Source organism: Nonomuraea sp. NPDC046570 (assembly GCF_040645915.1).
In the GTDB taxonomy this organism is placed as follows: domain Bacteria; phylum Actinomycetota; class Actinomycetes; order Streptosporangiales; family Streptosporangiaceae; genus Nonomuraea.
The window spans coordinates 143,035-159,562 of record NZ_JBEYZF010000008.1 but is presented as its reverse complement, the minus strand read 5'-3'; the positions used below and the strand labels follow the sequence as shown (position 1 = coordinate 159,562).

10 protein-coding genes are annotated in these 16,528 nt (G+C 72.6%); 5 read left to right on the top strand and 5 right to left on the bottom strand.

What is annotated here, in order from left to right; genetic code table 11:
- Positions 1 to 141: 141 nt before the first annotated feature.
- A complete protein-coding gene (locus ABZ911_RS15890; protein ID WP_358055682.1) occupies positions 142 to 2,232 on the top strand; it encodes a SpoIIE family protein phosphatase in 2,091 nt (696 codons plus the stop codon).
- A gap of 26 nt (positions 2,233 to 2,258) precedes the next feature.
- Here the strand turns inward: ABZ911_RS15890 and ABZ911_RS15885 are convergent, their stop codons facing one another.
- Genes ABZ911_RS15885 through ABZ911_RS15865 form a run of 5 tightly spaced genes read right to left on the bottom strand, consistent with a single transcriptional unit; the run spans position 2,259 to position 10,960 of the window.
- Positions 2,259 to 3,275, bottom strand: coding sequence for a methyltransferase (locus ABZ911_RS15885; protein ID WP_358055680.1), 1,017 nt, complete (start codon positions 3,273 to 3,275; stop codon positions 2,259 to 2,261).
- Positions 3,276 to 3,288: 13 nt separating this feature from the next.
- A complete protein-coding gene (locus tag ABZ911_RS15880; protein WP_358055678.1) occupies positions 3,289 to 4,626 on the bottom strand; it encodes an MFS transporter in 1,338 nt (445 codons plus the stop codon).
- Positions 4,626 to 5,291 (bottom strand): DUF6875 domain-containing protein, encoded by a 666-nt coding sequence (locus ABZ911_RS15875; RefSeq protein ID WP_358055676.1) that lies wholly within the window; start codon positions 5,289 to 5,291, stop codon positions 4,626 to 4,628. The genes ABZ911_RS15880 and ABZ911_RS15875 overlap by 1 nt, the downstream gene beginning before the upstream one ends.
- Before the next feature lie 2 nt (positions 5,292 to 5,293).
- The gene (locus tag ABZ911_RS15870) at positions 5,294 to 6,613 is read right to left on the bottom strand and encodes an NAD(P)/FAD-dependent oxidoreductase (protein WP_358055674.1); all 1,320 of its coding nucleotides are present in this window, start codon (positions 6,611 to 6,613) and stop codon (positions 5,294 to 5,296) included.
- Positions 6,614 to 6,652: 39 nt separating this feature from the next.
- Positions 6,653 to 10,960: an amino acid adenylation domain-containing protein gene (locus ABZ911_RS15865; RefSeq protein ID WP_358055672.1), complete on the bottom strand. Its 4,308-nt coding sequence runs from the start codon at positions 10,958 to 10,960 to the stop codon at positions 6,653 to 6,655.
- Positions 10,961 to 11,122: 162 nt separating this feature from the next.
- On the opposite strand from ABZ911_RS15865, the gene ABZ911_RS15860 reads away from it, so the two are divergent.
- The 4 genes from ABZ911_RS15860 (at position 11,123) to ABZ911_RS15845 (ending at position 16,523) form a co-directional block, all read left to right on the top strand.
- Positions 11,123 to 12,667, top strand: coding sequence for a glycoside hydrolase family 3 N-terminal domain-containing protein (locus ABZ911_RS15860; RefSeq protein WP_358055670.1), 1,545 nt, complete (start codon positions 11,123 to 11,125; stop codon positions 12,665 to 12,667).
- 120 nt (positions 12,668 to 12,787) lie between these two features.
- The gene (locus ABZ911_RS15855; RefSeq protein ID WP_358055668.1) at positions 12,788 to 14,377 is read left to right on the top strand and encodes a condensation domain-containing protein; all 1,590 of its coding nucleotides are present in this window, start codon (positions 12,788 to 12,790) and stop codon (positions 14,375 to 14,377) included.
- 166 nt (positions 14,378 to 14,543) lie between these two features.
- Positions 14,544 to 14,870, top strand: coding sequence for a hypothetical protein (locus ABZ911_RS15850; protein ID WP_358055666.1), 327 nt, complete (start codon positions 14,544 to 14,546; stop codon positions 14,868 to 14,870).
- A gap of 186 nt (positions 14,871 to 15,056) precedes the next feature.
- Complete coding sequence (locus tag ABZ911_RS15845; protein WP_358055664.1) at positions 15,057 to 16,523, top strand: SDR family oxidoreductase; 1,467 nt, start codon at positions 15,057 to 15,059, stop codon at positions 16,521 to 16,523.
- Positions 16,524 to 16,528 lie beyond the last annotated feature (5 nt).

The following is a 16,528-nucleotide window of genomic DNA, read 5'->3' as shown; positions in this document are numbered from 1 at the left end:
CTGGCTCACACCTTGGGCGCATATGGTGCGAATATGCACGATTTCCGGCATGCGGCTGTGAGCCGGCCGCAGGGTGAGACGGGGTAGGGCGTGCGGGGCGCGGCCCGTTTCGCCGCCGGATCCGGACAGTACGCGTCTGGGTTGGATGAGCTGCTGTACCAGGCCGTCCGCGATGCCGGCGCGCACATCGGCGCGGTCTACCTCCTGGCGGACGCCGGCCGGGTCCTGCTGATGGACACCGCGATCGGGCTCCCGGGCCAGATCGCCAAGCCGTGGGCCAGGGTCAGGTTGAAGAGTCCCGTTCCGGTGGCCGCCGCGGTGCGCGAGCGCCGCCTGGTGTGGGTCCCCGATCACGAGGAACTGGCTCGCCACTTTCCCGGGGCGGCGCTGGCTTTGCCGTACCACTTCGCGGTGGCGGCCGCTCCGATTCACACGGGCACCCTCGACCGGGGCGGCTTGGTGCTGTTGTGGCCCGAGCCGCACCCGCCCCAGCTCTCCTCTCAGGAGTTGAAGGCGATCGATGCCGCCCGCTATCAGATGGGCGCCCTGATGCGGCGGGCGGCCGAGCGCGGCAGTCCCGTGCAGCCTGGACGCGAGCCGCGCATCCTCCCTCCGACGCGGGCCCAGGCCGCCGAACCTGAGCGTGCCGTCGCGGCGATGGACTGCCTCAACCGGCTCCCCGAGGGCTTCGTCGCGCTGGATCTGGAAGGCCGCATCACCTATGTCAGCCCCACCACGGCCGAACTGCTCGGCGGCAGCGTGGACGAGGTGCTGGGCAGAGTGCCCTGGGAGGTGGCGACGTGGCTGGAGGAGTCGGTGTTCGAGGACTGCTTCCGGTCCGCGGTGCTCAGCCAGCGGGTCACCGCCTGCGCCGCCCAGTGCTCCGGCGGCCGCGACCTGTCCATGAAGCTGTATCCGGATCCGTCCGGCGTCACCCTGCGCATAACTCCCCCACCGGCACCGGAGCGACAACAACCGAGCGACTCCTCCTCCAGCCTCGGCAGGCCGGCCCGCGCGGAGGCGTTCTACAACCTCCTGCATCTGATGGCGACCCTCACCCGGGCGGTCACCATGCAGGACGTCATCGATCTGGTCGCCGACCAGGTCATGCCCGTGTGCAATGTCCAGGCCATGGCCATCGTGACCACGGAGGGCGGACGGACCCGGATCGTCGGCTCCCGCGGGTACGGCCCGCAGATCATCGACCGGTTCGACGACCTTCCCGTGATCTTGCCCGTCCCCGGCGAGCGCGCCCTGCTCGGCGGCGAACCCACCTTCTTCGCCACCCGGGAGGAACTGCTCCGGATCCAGCCGGACCCCGCCCAGGACGACGGGATGTCCGCCTGGGCGTTCCTGCCGATGATCGCCTCAGGTCAGCTCATCGGCACCTGCGTGCTCGCCTACGACCACCCGCATCCGTTCAGCGCCGACGAACGCGCCACCCTCACCTCGCTGGCCGGGCTGGTCGCCCAGGCGCTCGACCGCGCCTACGTCTACGACGCCAAGGACCGGCTCGCCCAGAGCCTGCAGACCGGCCTGCTCCCCCACAGCCTCCCCCGGATCCCCGGCCTGGACGTGGCCGCCCGCTACCTGCCCGCCACCCGCGGAGTGGGCATCGGCGGCGACTTCTACGACCTGATCCGCCTGGACGACACCACGGCCGCGGCCGTCATCGGCGATGTCCAGGGGCACAACATGACCGCCGCCGCGCTCATGGGTCAGGTGCGTACCGCCGTCCACGCGCACGCCGCCGCGGGAGCCAGCCCCGGCGAGGTCCTCTCCCACACCAACCGCCTGCTCATCGACCTGGACTCGGACCTTTTCACCAGTTGCCTGTACATCCATATCGATCTGGGGCAGCGTGCGCTCTGCGCGGCCAGTGCGGGCCACCCCCCGCCGCTGCTACGCCTCCCGGGCACGCCCACGCGGGTCATCGACGTGCCGCCCGGAATCCTCCTCGGCATCGACCCCGACGCCACCTACCCGGTCGTCGAATACCCGCTGCCCGAGGACACCGTGCTCGCCCTCTACACCGACGGCCTCGTCGAAACCCCTGGCACCGACCTCTACCACTCCATCGCCAACCTCGCCACCCACCTCACCCGCGCCCCGGAGCAGCCCCTGCAGGACCTGGCCGACACGCTCCTGAACCACGCCCCGCACACCATGCAACGCGCCGACGACATCGCCCTGCTCCTCCTGCGATCCCAGTACGAGGAGAACTCCTCCTGACGGGCGCCGACTCAGCGGGTGGCGGCTCAGCGGGTGGCGGTGAACAGGGTGTGGGTGGCCGAGCGGGTCAGGTCGTGGCGTTCGGGCCGGTCGAAACCGGCGTCCGTCAGCCAGCCCTGCACGGTGCGCGCGGCCGGGACGCCGCCGCCCTGGGTGTGCCACAGGTTGAGGCCGAACCCCGCGGTGAAAGCCGCCTCCGCCATGCCCGCCCGGTGCTCGGCGATGCTCTCCAGGACCAGCACCCGGCCACCGGGCCGGGTCGCGCCCGCCGCCTTGGCGACGATCCCCGCGGCCTGCGCCGAGGGGAAGCCGTGCAGGACGTTGCAGAGCAGGACCACGTCGTACTCGCCGTCGATCGGGTCGCGGGTGAGGTCGGCCTCGTGCCAGCGGATCCGCTCGTGGTCGCTCCCGCCCAGCGCGCCCGGCAGGTCCATCACCGTGGCCGACAGGCGCGGATGCGCCCGGCAGAACGCCTCGCTGTAGGCGCCGTGCCCGCCGCCCAGGTCGAGCAGCCGGATCGGGCCGTCCGGCAGGGAGGCGAGCTCGGTCACCTCTTCCGCGAGCCATTCGGCCAGGCCGCGCTGGAGGTGCTGGAACCGTCCGGAGAGCGCGGGCCGCTCCGCCAGCCAGGCGTAGAAGTCGCCACGCGGCCGACCACTCTGTACGGCCGCGCCCAGATCCGTCCACAGGTCACCGATGATGGCCTGCCAGATCGACATGATCTGGCCGTAGTTCGTCGGAGAGTCCGAGCACAGCCACGCTGAGGCGATCTCGGTGTTGGCGTATCCGTCCTCCCCGCGTTCCACGTACCCGGTGGTGCGCAGCAGTTCGAGGAGCTGGGCCAGGCCCTCCTCGTCGGCGTCCAGCGTCGCCGCGAGCTCGGCGGCGGTGCGCGGCTTGTCGGCCAGCGCGTCGAACACGCCCGCCCGCAGCCCGGCGGCGACCGCGTACGTGGCCATCGCGCCGACCAGATCGAGCAGGGGCGCGGGAGCCTGCCCGGTCGCGAAGGCGCGTGCCTCGTCGGGTGGCAGGTTGAGCGGCATGCGGAATCCCTTTCTAGCTGGAGCGGACGGGGTGCGGCGAGTCGTCCGCCACGGAGTCGGGCAGTGCGGTCTCCAGCGTGCGCAGGCGGGGTGCGAACGCGGTGACGGCGGCCAGCGCCGCGAGCAGGACCGCGTCCAGCAGCAGCACGAACGCGATGCCGCGCCCCTCCCCGACGCCGACGAGCGCGCCGAAGCTGCCGGCCAGCCCGCCGCCGGGCATCAGCAGCGGTCCGGTGACGAACTCGGCGACCGGAGCGGCCAGCAGGTACGCCACCGGAGTGGCCGCGGTGCCGAGCGAGTGGGCGGTGCCGAGCACCCTGCCGAGCAGGTCCCGCTCCACCTTGGTCTGCATCACCGCCTGCGCGCAGCCGCCCACCACGGGCAGCGTGAACAGAAAAGCGGCGGCGGCCACTCCGACCAGCGGCGGCGAGGGCCACAGGGTGTGCAGGAACAGCGCCACACTGCCGACGCCCATGAACACCGCCATCCCGCGCACCCTGCCCCGCGGCCCGCCCCACACGCCCATGACCAGGCTGCCGCAGAACATGCCCGCGCCTCCGGCCAGCATGAGCAGGCCGAGCACGTCCGCCGTGGCGAAGGACAGGATCAGCGGCTGGATCAGCACGCCCGCCGTGGCGAACACGAAGTTGAAGCCGGTCTGCACGTACACCAGGCCCAGCAGTTGCGGCTTGGCGCGCAGGTGCCGCCAGCCGGCGACCAGGTCGGTGCGCAGGGTGGGGGCCTCGGCCGTGCCGCTCGGCCGTAGGACGGTCGCGGGCAGGCGGACCACCAGCAGCGCCAGCACCGCGACGGCGAACGTGGCGAGGTCGATGACGAGCACCCCGCTCATCCCCACGGCGACCATCAGGGTGCCCGCGAGCACCGGCGCGGCGATCTGTGTGGCCCAGGAGATCTGCATGAGCCCGTTGGCCCGGCCCAGATGGCGTTTGGGGATCAGCAGCGGGGTCATCGCCTGGTAGGTGGTGGCGTGGAAGGTACTGCAGGCCGCGCCGATCGCGGACGCCAGGTACAGGTGCCACACCGCCAGCCCGTCGGTCTGGATGAGGAACACGATGGCGAGCGTGGGCAGGGCGGCCAGGCAGTCGGTGACGATGAGCACCGTGCGGCGGTTGAAGCGGTCGACCACGATCCCGGCGAACGGCCCGATCAGGATGCCCGGCAGCAGCCCGCAGAGCATGACCAGCGCGAACTGGGTGGGCGAATCCGTGCTCTGGTAGGCCCAGACGCCCAGGACGAAGCCGGTGAGGCTGGAGCCGACGCCGGACAGCAGCGAGGCGATCCAGACGACGGCGAAGCGGAGCATGTCCCCGCGGGCCTGCGGCGGGCCCATCAGTAGCCTCCGGGGGACTGCCGGGCGGCGGCGATCGCGTCGCGCAGCGGGGCGGGCGGCCGGTCCCCGAACCGTTCGAGGTAGGCCCGCACGTGCTCGGGCGCCTCCCGCAGGAAGGGGAAGTCGCTGGCGACCATCTGCCGGATCGCCAGCAGCGGCACCGGGCTGCCCAGCGGCAGGAAGTCCGGGTTCCACAGCCCGGCCTTGGGCGGCGGGCCCGGGTAGAACTCCCCGATCATGAGCCCGGCGGCGACATAGTCCGACTTGAGCTCCTGCTGCGCGGCGTCGATCACGGCGGCGGCCCGCTCGTCCGGCAGGTCGGGGAAGAGCACGAGGATGGTGCGGAACTGCTGCGAGACGCCCGGCGGAGCCACCAGGCGCAGGAACCAGTCGCGGTAGCCGTCGAGGGTCCGGGCCATCTCCCCCGCGGTCGGCTCGCCCGGGCAGACCGCCAGGTAGAACGTCCCCCGGTCGAGGGCGGTCTGCGCGTAGGGGCAGACCGGGCCCTTCCTGCCGAGCTCGGGGTGGGGGTTGCACAGGTAGTCCTGGGCCCAGTTCACGATGCGGCGCAGTGCCGCGCCGTACCGCTGGACCAGCTCGTCGTCCCCGTCCAGGTCGCTCAGCTCGATCAGGGTGCGGGAGGGGTGAGCGGGATCGGTGAGCATGGTCAGTGTCCCTTCCTGACGAGCTTCCTCATCGCGACCAGCGCGGTGGCGCCCGCGGCTGTCACGGCGGCCCAGCGCAGGAGCGCGTCCTGACGCCGGGCCTTGGCGAGGGCGTCGGCGTACGGCATCGTGGTGTGGGAGATCATCGTGTAGAGCGGCAGCCATCGGCCGGGGAACATCCTGGCCAGTAGCAGGTCGGCCTGCCTGCGGGCGTGGTGCAGCGGCGAGCGCAGCCGCTCGCGCAGTTCGACGAAGTTCTGCCGGGACAGCTCGTCGAGGACGTCGGTGTGCGGGCGGCGGGCCCGCTGGAACTCGGCGAACGCGCGCTCGGGGTCGCCGGGATGCGCGCCCAGGCACTGGTCGAGAACCAGGCAGTCCTCCAGGGAGGAGTTCATGCCCTGGCCGTAGAACGGGTAGACGGCGTGGCAGGCGTCGCCGATGAGCACGACCCGGCCCGCGTCGTGCCAGGGCGAGGTACGGATCGACACCAGGTGCGCGACGGGGTTGTCGGCGTACTCCTTGGCCAGATCGGGCATGAACGGGAGCGCGTCGGGGAAGCGCTCGGCGAAGAACGCCTCGGGGTCGGTGATCTCGGCGAACCCACCCGGCCCCTCGTACGGCAGGAACAGGGTGGCGGTGAGCGAGTTGTCCCGGTTGGGGTGGGCCACGATGAGCCCGTCGCCGCCGGGCCACACGTGCAGCGCCTCCAGCCGTACGCGGGCGGAACCGTCGTCCGCGGCGGGGATCGTCAGCTCCTTGTACCCCCAGTCGAGGAACTCCTGGTGGTGGTCGGCGCGCACCCCGCGGTGGAGCTGCGTCCGCACGGCGGAGAACGCGCCGTCCGCGCCCACGACCACGTCGGCCGTGACGCGCGCGCTCTCGCCGGTCGCCTCCTCCACCACCTGGACGGCGGGAGCCTCCCGGTCCAGCTCGACCACCCGGTGGCCGAAGTGGAAGCTCACTCCGGGCTGGGCGGCGGCATGGTCGATCAGCAGCGCCACCAGGTCCCGGCGCAGTACCGAGTAAAGGATCTCGTCATCGCGGGTGCCGTAGGGGTGGAAGGTCGTCGGGCCGCCGGGGACGTGCACCACTCTGCCTCGCATCGGCACGGTGAGCGGCCAGATCCGGTCCATCAGTCCGATGCCGCCGAGGGCGCGTACGCCGCGGGCGGACAGGCCGAGGTTGATCGACCTGCCCTCCGCCTCGTTCAGGCCGCGCGGGTCCTGGCGCCGCTCGTAGACGGCGACCTGGTGTCCACGCCCGGCCAGGTAGCAGGCGAGCAAGGTGCCGGCGGGTCCCGCGCCCGCGATCAGGAACCGCATCGGCACTCCCGCGCTGCGCTGTCGTGCTGCCGAGGGCGTTCACTCATGGCTCTCCTTGGAATCGGCGGCCCCAACCAGGACGCCGGTGGCGATGAGGTGGCCGAGATGGCCGTCGAGCAGCGCGGTGGCGGGCGGGCAGGCCAGCCCGGCCGCGGCCAGCGTGCGTTCTGTCGCGGTGCAGTCGAAGACGGGGCCCTTGGCGTCGCCGTACTCGGCGAAGAAGCGCGGGAAGGCGGCGACGGGGAGCGGTTCGCCGGCCGCGAGGCGCTCGCGGACCTCGGCGCGCCACCGCGCGCCGGGGACGAGGCGGACGGGGAAGCCGTTCGCGCGCAGCCCTTCGACGAGTTCGGGCGAGGTCAGTGTGCGCGGGTTGTAGTAGTGGAAGTCCCCGGTGACGCGGGCGCGGGCGAGGTGGCCGATGGCGGCGGCCACATGGTCGACCGGGGCCAGGTCCAGGTTCTCGCCGTCGGGTACGGAGCCGATGGACACGCAGGTGGCGAAGAACCTGCCGAGGAAGTCGTCGGGCGGACACGCGCCCGTCCGGGTGTCGCCGGAGATCCTGGCGGGCCGGTGGATCGTCACCGGCAGGCCCGCCTCGCGCGCCGCCTCCGCCAGGCGGTCCGCCACCCATTTGCTCTGGTCGTAGCCGGGGTGCAGCCGGTCGGGGTCGGGCAGCGGGTCCGACTCGCGGACGGTGCGCTCCCCCGGCGTCAGGTGCACGCCGAGCGTCGAGACGAGGTGCACGGGCGTGGTGAGCGCGCCGTGGGCGGCCAGGCGGAGGATCTCCAGGGTGCCCTCGACGTTCGCGGGCCGCAGCCTGCCGTACGGCCGGGCGAAGTCGACCAGACCGCCGCTGTGCACGATCAGGTCGAGGGTGTCGGCCAGTTCGTCGAGCCGTCCGGGCGGCAGCCCCAGGCCGCGCGCGGCCAGGTCGCCCGCCTCGGGCACGATCCTGGCCTCGAAGGCGTCCCGCCAGAGCCCGTACCGCTCCAGGTTGCCGCGCACCCGCTTGACCGGGGATTCGCCCCTGACCAGGCAGTGCACCACGGCGTCCGGATCGCTCAGCAGGTCGGCCAGCAGGTAGGCGCCGAGGAAGCCGGTGGCCCCGGTCAGCAGTACCCGCCGCGGCGGGGTCGCGGGCACCGGGCCGCCCGACATCAGCAGGTCGTCCGGCAGCGTGGCGTCGCCCCGCAGGTCGGGCCTCGCCGCCTCCTGAACGTGGCCGTCGACGCGGGCGGCCAGCTCCGCCAGGTCGGCGGCGGCGAAGAAGACACCGAGCTCGACGGCGACTCCGGTGACGGCGGCGATCCGGTTGACGATCTTGGGCGTGAGCAGCGAGTGGCCGCCGAGGTCGAAGAAGTTGTCCCGCCGCCCGGCCGCAGCCCCGAGCGCCTCCTCCCACACCGCCGCGATGGCCCGCTCGGTGGGCGTGCGCGGATTCTCGTACGGCACGGCCTCCGCCTCGGGCGCGGGCAGCGCGCGGTAGTCGATCTTCCCGTGCGGGGTCAGCGGCAGGCTGTCCAGCATGACGACGGCCTGCGGCACCATGGCGGCCGGGAGCCTGGCCGCGAGGAAGGCCCGCAGCTCCGCCCTGGTGACCGGTTCGCCGACCAGGTAGGCGACGAGCCTCCCGTCGACGGCGGTGACCACGGCTTCGCGCACGCCGGTGCGGGCCAGGCAGGCGGCCTCCACCTCGGCGGGTTCGATCCGCACCGCGTTGATCTTGAGCTGCCGGTCGGCCCGGCCGAGGAACTCCAACTGGCCGTCGGCGCGGCGCTTGGCCAGGTCGCCGGTGGCGTACATCCTGGCGTCCGGCTCCGGGGAGAACGGGTCGGGCAGGAAGCGCTCCGCGGTCAGCTCGGGCAGGCCGAGGTAGCCCAGCGCCAGGCAGGGTCCGCCCAGGTGGAGCTCGCCGGGCACGCCGATCGGCGCGAGCCCGCCGCGGCCGTCCAGCACGTACGCCCGTACGTGCGGCAGCGCGGAGCCGATCGGCAGGTGGGTGCGGTCGCCCAGCTCCGACCCGTCGACCGTCTGGTAGACGGTCGCGCAGACGGTGGCCTCGGTGGGGCCGTAGTGGTTGTAGAAGGCGAGGCGTCCGCCGGTGAGGCGGGCCCAGGTGCGCAGCCTGTCCACCGGGATGCTCTCCCCGCCGACCATGACCGTCGCCAGCGGGCCCGGGTCCACCACCTCCAGCCCGGCCAGGTCGTCGACCCACTGCTGCCAGAGCGCGGAGGGGGCGTCCACCATGGTGATCGCCTGCTCAGCGCAGAGCCGCAGCAGTTCCTGTCCAGTGAGCGCGACGGGGTCGGGGTGCAGCACGATCGCGGCCCCGCTGACGAGGGCGGGGTAGAGGTCTCCGGCGGAGGCGTCGAAGCTCAGCGGCGGAACCATCAGGACCCGCTGGCCCGGCCCGAACCCGTGCAGGTCGACGAAGGCCGTCGCCAGCCGCGCGACCGTGTCATGCCCGACCACCACGCCCTTGGGCGCGCCCGTCGAGCCCGAGGTGTAGATCACGTAGGCGGGCGCGCCGCTCTCCTTTTCCGGCCTCGGGGCTCCGGCGTGCGCACACAGCTCGCCGACCCCGGCCACGGGCGTGCCGACGGGCAGCGAGACCTGGGACTCGTCCGGGACGACGACCAGCGCCGCTTCGCAGTCGGCCAGGAGCGCGCCCAGCCGCTCGGTCGGCTGGGCCGGATCGAGCGGCACGTAGGTGGCGCCCGCCTTGAGCGTGCCGAGCACCGCGACGATCGCCTCCGGGCTCGCCTTCAAGCACAAGGCGACCCGCTGACCGGCCCGCACCCCGCGCGCGGCCAGCCCGTTGGCCAGCGCCTCGGCCCTCGCATCGAGTTCGAGGTAGCTCATCACCCCCGCGGGCGTGACGACGGCGTCCGCGCCCGGCTCCCGCCGCACCTGCGCGGCGATCAACTCGTCAAGCCCCAGGTACGGCACGACCGCGTCCGGAGCCGGACCGCCGGGAAGCAGCAGCGCGGTCTCCTCCGGCGGCAGCATCGCCAGCTCGCTCAGCCGCGCCTCCGGCCGCGCCGCCACCTCCCTCAGCAGCCGCTCCAGGTGGCCCGCCAGCCGCTCCACCGTGGCGGGCTCGAACACCTCGGTGCTGTAGGTGAACAGGAGCTGCAGCGCGTCCGGGTAGACCACCACGTCGAGCGCCAGGTCGAACCGGGCCGAGGCGAGGCCGGAGAACACCGCCTCGCCCACCGTCTCGCCCAGCCGCAGCGGCTCCCCGTCGGGGTTGCCGAGCATGAGCATCGTCTGGAACACCGGCGGGATCGCCGGATCCCGGTCCACGCCCAGTTCGCCGACGACCTGCTCGAAGGGCACCGCGGCGTTGCCGAACCCGCGCAGCAGCCGCTTGCGTACCCGCTTGAGCAGTTCCCTGACCGGCGGGTCGCCCACCAGGTCGGCCCGGACCGCCAGCGTGTTGATGAACAGCCCGAAGACCGCCTCCAGCTCCTCCTCGTCCCGGCCCGCGATGGGCGTGCCGACGCAGAACTCGTCCTGACCGCTGTGCCGCTGGAGCAGCACCTGGTAGGCGGCCATCAACACCATGAAGGGCGTACAACGCTCGGCCCTGGCCAGCTCCGTGACCCGGGTCCACACCTCAAGGGGGATCCGGCGGATCGCCATGGCCCCCTGACCACCCCGTACGGCGGGCCTGGGCCGGTCGATCGGCAGTTCGAGCGAGGGCACCCCGGCCAGTTCCGCGCTCCAGAAGGCGAGGTGGCCGGAGTGGTCCCGCTCGCGCTGGGCCACCGCGTGGTCCCGGTACCTGGGAGCCTGCCGCGCCGGGGCCGCCTTCTTCGCGGCGAAGGCCGTGTAGAGCTCGTTGAGCTGCGGGAACATGATCTGCTCGACGGACCACGCGTCACCGATGATGTGGTGCATCACCATGACCAGCACGTGGTGGTCCACGCCGAGGCGGATCAGGCTCACCTTGCAGAGCGGGCCCCGCGCGAGGTCGAAGGGGGCGTTGGTGCGCTCGGCCACGAGCGCGTCCAGCCGGTCCCCGCTCTCGCCGGGCAGCTCGACCAGCTCGATGACGATCGGGGCCGCGGGCCGTACCACCGCGACCGGGATGCCGTCCACCTCGGGGAACACGGTGCGCATCGACTCGTGGCGGGCGGTGAACTCGGTCAGCGCGCGGGCGAGCGCGGCCTGGTCGAGCGGGCCGCGCAGCCGTACGGCGACGACCATGTTGTAGCTGGAGTCCCCGCCGGCCAGTCGGTCCAGGAACCACATGCGCTCCTGGCCGTGGGACAGCACGGCGGTGACCTGGTCGCTCGGGTTCGCGGCTCGCGCCGCAGGCGGGTCTTCGGCGGCTAAGGACATCCTGCACCGTCTCCCTAACAGGGTGAGCCTGGTTTTTCTGACCTGAGACTTGACAATGCTCAACTCTTAAGAAAGTTTCCTATTAATTAGCCGCCCTGATGCTACACACTGAGGACGAAGGCGGACAAGCGCCTTCGGCCGATCGTTCACGCCGCCGTCACGATGGAGGAAACAATGGGAAGCCGTGGTGCCGGGAGAGGCGAGAGTTCCGTCCTGGCTGCGCTCGCCGACGCCGTGCTACAGCCGGGATTCGTCGGCACCACGCTGCCCGAATGGGTAAGGCGCCGCCTTTCCAACGGCCTAGGCGGCATCGCCCTTTATTCGCGAAATATCGTGACAAATGAGCAGGTCAAGGCCCTGACTGCGGCCATTCGGGCGGAGAACCCGCACGCGGTCGTCGCCACCGACGAGGAGGGCGGGGATGTGACCCGCCTGGAGGCCAGGACGGGGAGCTCGCGGCCGGGCAACCTGGCCCTCGGCGCCGCCGACGACCCCGTACTCACCGGGCATGTGGCACGGGGGCTGGGCCTGGAGCTCGCCGAGGTCGGGGTGAACCTCACCTACGCGCCGGTCGTCGACATCGAGGGCGACCTGGACAACCCCGTGGTGGGCACCCGCGCCTTCGGCGCCGACCCGGGGCTGGTGGCCCGGCACGCCGCCGCCTGGGTCACCGGCGTGCAGTCGGCCGGGGTCGCGGCCTGCGCCAAGCACTTCCCCGGGCACGGAGCCACCTCCACCGACTCGCACGACGCGCTGCCGACCGTCACCTACTCCGCCGAGGAGCTGGGCCGCCTCGCCCTGCCCCCGTTCCGGGCCGCCATCGACGCGGGGGCCAAGGCGGTGATGACCGGGCACCTGCTCGTGCCCGCCTACGATCCGGACTCGCCCGCGACGACGAGCAGCCGCCTGCTCATGGAGCTCCTCCGGGGAGAGCTCGGCTTCGACGGGCTGGTCGTGACCGACGGGATCGAGATGGCGCCCGTGTCGGAACGGTACGGCCTGGGCGGCGCGACCGTCCGGGCCCTCGTCGCGGGCGCGGACGCCGTCTGCGTGGGCGGGCAGAACGCCTCCCCCGGAGTGGTGGGCCTGATCCGCAACACCATCATGGCCGCGGTCGCCGACGGCACCCTGCCGGAGGACCGCCTGGCCGACGCGGCCGCCAGGGTCCGCCGCCTGGCCGACTGGGCCCGGGAGCACCGGCAGGCGGCCGGAGAGGGCGACGGGCTCGACTCCGCCGAGCTGTCCGCGGCGCGGCGGGCGTTGCGCGTCACGGTCAACCAGCCGCCGCGGCCCGGCGGCCCGCCGTACGTCGTCGAGCTGGTCGCGCCCACCAACCTCGCCATCGATCCGATCACCCCGTGGGGCGTGGCGGCGGAGCTGACCGCCCGCGCGCCCGCCACCACCGTGGCGCGGCTCGTCGAGCCGGACGACGACACGCTGCTGCGGACGGTGAAGGCCGCCGAAGGGCGGCTGCTCGTGGTCACCGTCCGCACCGCGCACCGGCACGCCTGGGTGTCGGCCGCGCTCGACGCGATGCTGGTCAGGCGGCCGGACGCGGTGGTGGTGGAGATGGGCACGCCCACCTCGGCGGCGCCCGGCGCGGTTCACCTCGCCACCTACGGCGCGACCCGGGTCTGCGCGCGGGCCGCCGCGGAGGCCATCGCCGACCTCGGCCTGCTCGACTCCGGGGCTTCCACCGGCGGGTGAACAGGTTGACCCGACGGGTGTCTTGCGCCTCGCCTACCCGTGTGGTTCTCTGCGAACTAGTTGTAAGGGTTCTTTCCAATTTCCTCCGCGGCGAGCCCGGAGATGAGACCAGGCGAGGCCATGACCACCACGCTCACCGTGTGCTTCGAAGGGCAGTCTGATCGCCGCGGCCCCCTGACCATGGGCCAGGCCAACATGGCACGGTGTGTGCGGCGGGATCCGCCCGCGCACATGAACTTCCTGGTGATCAAGCGCCTGCCGAAGCGGGTCACGCTGGACCGCGTCGAGGAGGCCACCAGGGCGCTGATCTCCCGGCACGAGGGCCTGCGCACGACCTTCTCCGGCGACGTCCAGCACGCGCACGGGACGGGGAAGCTCGCCGTCGGCGTACACGATCCGGGCGGCGAGGCCAGGCAGGCGGCGGAGGAGGTGGGCGCGGAGCTGCGGGCGGCGCGGTTCGATCTGGAAGGCGAGCTGCCGGTCCGGATGGCCGTGGTCCGCGAGCGCGACGAACCGCGCTTCGTGGTGTTCGTCCTCCCGCACACCGCGGTCGACGCGATCAGCCTGGCCCAGGTCGTGCACGAGTGGGACCGCCTGCTGCTCGGCACGGACCCGTCAGGCCCGCCGCCGACGCAGCCGATCGACCTGGCCGCCACCGAACGCACCCCGCAGGCGTCGCGCCGGGCCGCCTCGACGCTCCGCCACTGGCGGTCCGGCCTCGCCAGGGCGCCGCAGACGATGTTCCCCGTCGCGTTCGACGTCGAGCACGCCATGCTGCCGCGGCTCCGCATCCGCTCCACCGCCGCCGCCGCTCCGCTGGAACGTACTACCCGACGGACGGGCGCGAGCCCCTCGGTCATCGTGATGGCCGCGCTCGGCGCCCTGGTCGGCCACCGTACGGCACAGCGCACCTGCCTGCTGGCCTCGCTGTCGAGCAACCGCACCCACCCCCGGCTGCGTGGGCACGTCGGCCCGCTGGCCCAGGACGCGCTGATCGTGGCGGACCTCGGCGCGGCCACGTTCGACGAGCTGATCGGGCGCTTCCGGGTCGCCGCGCTCAGCGGCTACCAGCACAGCCGGTTCGACTCGGCGGAGCTGTGGGAGGCCATCAACGCCCTGGACGCCGAGCGTGGCACCAGGTACGCCAGGGACTGCGTGTACAACGACATGAGCCTGCAGGCGGTCCCCGGCGGGGAGTCCCCGGCCAGCGGGGACGTCGAACTGACCTGGCTACCCGCGGCCTCGCTCCCCGCGAACCTGTCCCTCTGGGTCAACCGCCTGGGCGACGAACTCGACCTGGTGCTGTGGGCGAACCCGGCGGCGCTGCCCAGGGAGCAAGCCGAAGGTCTCGGCTGCGGGCTGATCCGGCTGCTGGTCGAGGCGGGCGACCGGGCGATCGACCTGGCCGACCTTGAGTCGGTCACCGGCGTCGCCCCGGCGTCCTACGGAGCCGACTGGCTGCGCTGCGGCGAATCCTGGGTGCGGCCGGAGTCCGTCCGCCGCCTGGTCGAGGCCGCCGCACCCGCCTACCAACCGCGCATCACGATAAATCCCGATAAATCGCTCACCTGCCACCTCTACCCTCGCGCCCCCTCCGTCCGTACCGCTCTCGAACCGCTGCCCGAGCAGGTCCGCCGCGCCTGCCTCGACCTGCTGCCCGGCCACGCCGACGCGATCACCCCACACCACTACGTCATCCACCCGGAATGACCCATGGTCCGGGAAACCTGGCCGGCCCTGGCAGACGCATTTACCACCATATGCAGGGCTTTCCTCCAGGAGCCGGGCAAGATTTACCGCCGAAATCCCTTGACCGTACGTAGTTGCTTCGTTACTAGTCGAAAGGGCAACCCTTCCCCACCGAAAGGAAAACCCTGTGCGCACAGCTCTCAGGACACGGGCCGCCCTAACCGCGACGACGGTCACCCTCTTCCTGGGTCTGGCCGGCCTCCCCGGCCAGGCGTCGGCGTCCACCACGGCGGCCCCGATGGGCAACGCCCCGACCTGCGTCACCGTCTGGGAGAACGTGGGCACCATCACCAAGACCGGCTACGCGAGGAACGACTGCGACTACACGATGGGCCTGAAGATCGTCTGGGCGCACGGCACGGACGGCTCCTGCCACTCCGTGCGGCCCGGGGGCACGATCAGCAGCAAGGTCCCGCGCGGCGTGCGCACCTTCGACGGCGCGAACCGCTGCTGACGCCGGTGTGAGCCGGACCGGAGCGGCGGGTCCCACGGGCTCCGCCGCTCCGCCGGCGCCGCCGGTGCGGCCAGGCGAGGTGACACCCGACCTCCGCACGATCCCCCCAAAAACCGATAAAGGTCGCTGTCGGTGCCCATTTCTCCGGGCACCCTGAGGGGAGGCGATCGTGGAAAGGTGGGGGTGATGGCTCGGTGCCTGGTCACGGGGGCGACTGGTTACATCGGCGGGCGGCTGGTGCCCGAACTGCTCGACGCCGGGCATGACGTCCGCTGCATGGTGAGGTCGGCCGGACGGCTGCGGGATCTGCCGTGGGCGGGGCGGACCGAGGTGGCCGAGGCCGACGCGAGCGATCCCGAGCGCACCCGGAAGGCGCTCGAGGGGATCGAGGTGGCCTACTACCTGATCCACACCATGGGCGGGGGGAAGGGATTCGCCGAGGCCGACCGGGTGGCCGCCCGCACCTTCGCGGCGGCGGCGGAGACGGCAGGGGTACGGCGCGTCGTGTATCTCGGCGGGCTCACCTCGGGAGAGGCCTCCTCACCGCACATGCGCTCGCGGGCCGAGGTGGGCGAGATCTTCCTCGGCAGTGGGGTGCCGACGGTGGTGCTGCGGGCCGCGATGATCATCGGGTCGGGTTCGGCCTCGTTCGAGATCCTGCGCTACCTCACCGAGCGGCTGCCGGTGATGACCGCGCCGCGCTGGGTGCGCAGCCGTACGCAGCCGATCGCCGTCCGCGACGTGCTGCGCTATCTGGTCGCCTGGGCGGGCGTGCCCGGTGAGGTGGACCGGTCCTTCGACGTCGGTGGCCCCGATGTGCTGACGTACGCCGACATGATGCACGGCTACGCCGCCGTGGCGGGCCTGCCGCCTCGGCTGATCATCCCGGTGCCGTTGCTGAGCCCGGGACTGTCCAGTCAGTGGGTCGGCCTGGTCACCCCGGTGCCGCCCAGCATCGCGCGCCCGCTGGTGGAGTCCCTGCGCCACGAGGCCGTCTGCCGCGAACACGACATCGCCGAGTACGTCCCGGACCCGCCGGACGGCCTGATCGGCTTCCGCGACTCCCTCATTCTGGCCCTGCAGAAGATCAAAGATGTGGACGTGGCCACGCGGTGGTCGTCGGCCTCCACGCCGGGCGCGCCCAGCGACCCGCTGCCCACCGACCCCGACTGGGCGGGCGGCAGCCTCTATGTCGACCGGCGCAGCAGGCCCGTCGCCGCCGATCCGGAGACGCTGTGGCGGGTCATCGAGGGCATCGGCGGCGAGAACGGCTGGTACTCCCTGCCCGTCGCCTGGCGCGTCCGCGGACTCCTCGATCGGATGGTCGGCGGGGTGGGCCTGCGCCGCGGCCGGCGCGACCCCCGGCGGCTGCGGGTGGGCGACTCCATCGACTTCTGGCGGGTGGAGGAGGTCGAACCGGAGCGCCTGCTGCGGCTGCGCGCCGAGATGCGGCTCCCCGGGCTCGCCTGGCTGGAGCTGAGCCAGACCCACGAGAACGGCCGGACCGTCTACCACCAGCGCGCCGTCTTCCACCCGCACGGGCTGCTCGGCCACCTCTACTGGTGGCTGATCTCCCCGTTCCACGGGTTGATCTTCGGCCGGATGCCCCGGAACGTGGCGGCGGCCTGCCGGAAACCGGCCACCGACGACTGAACGAC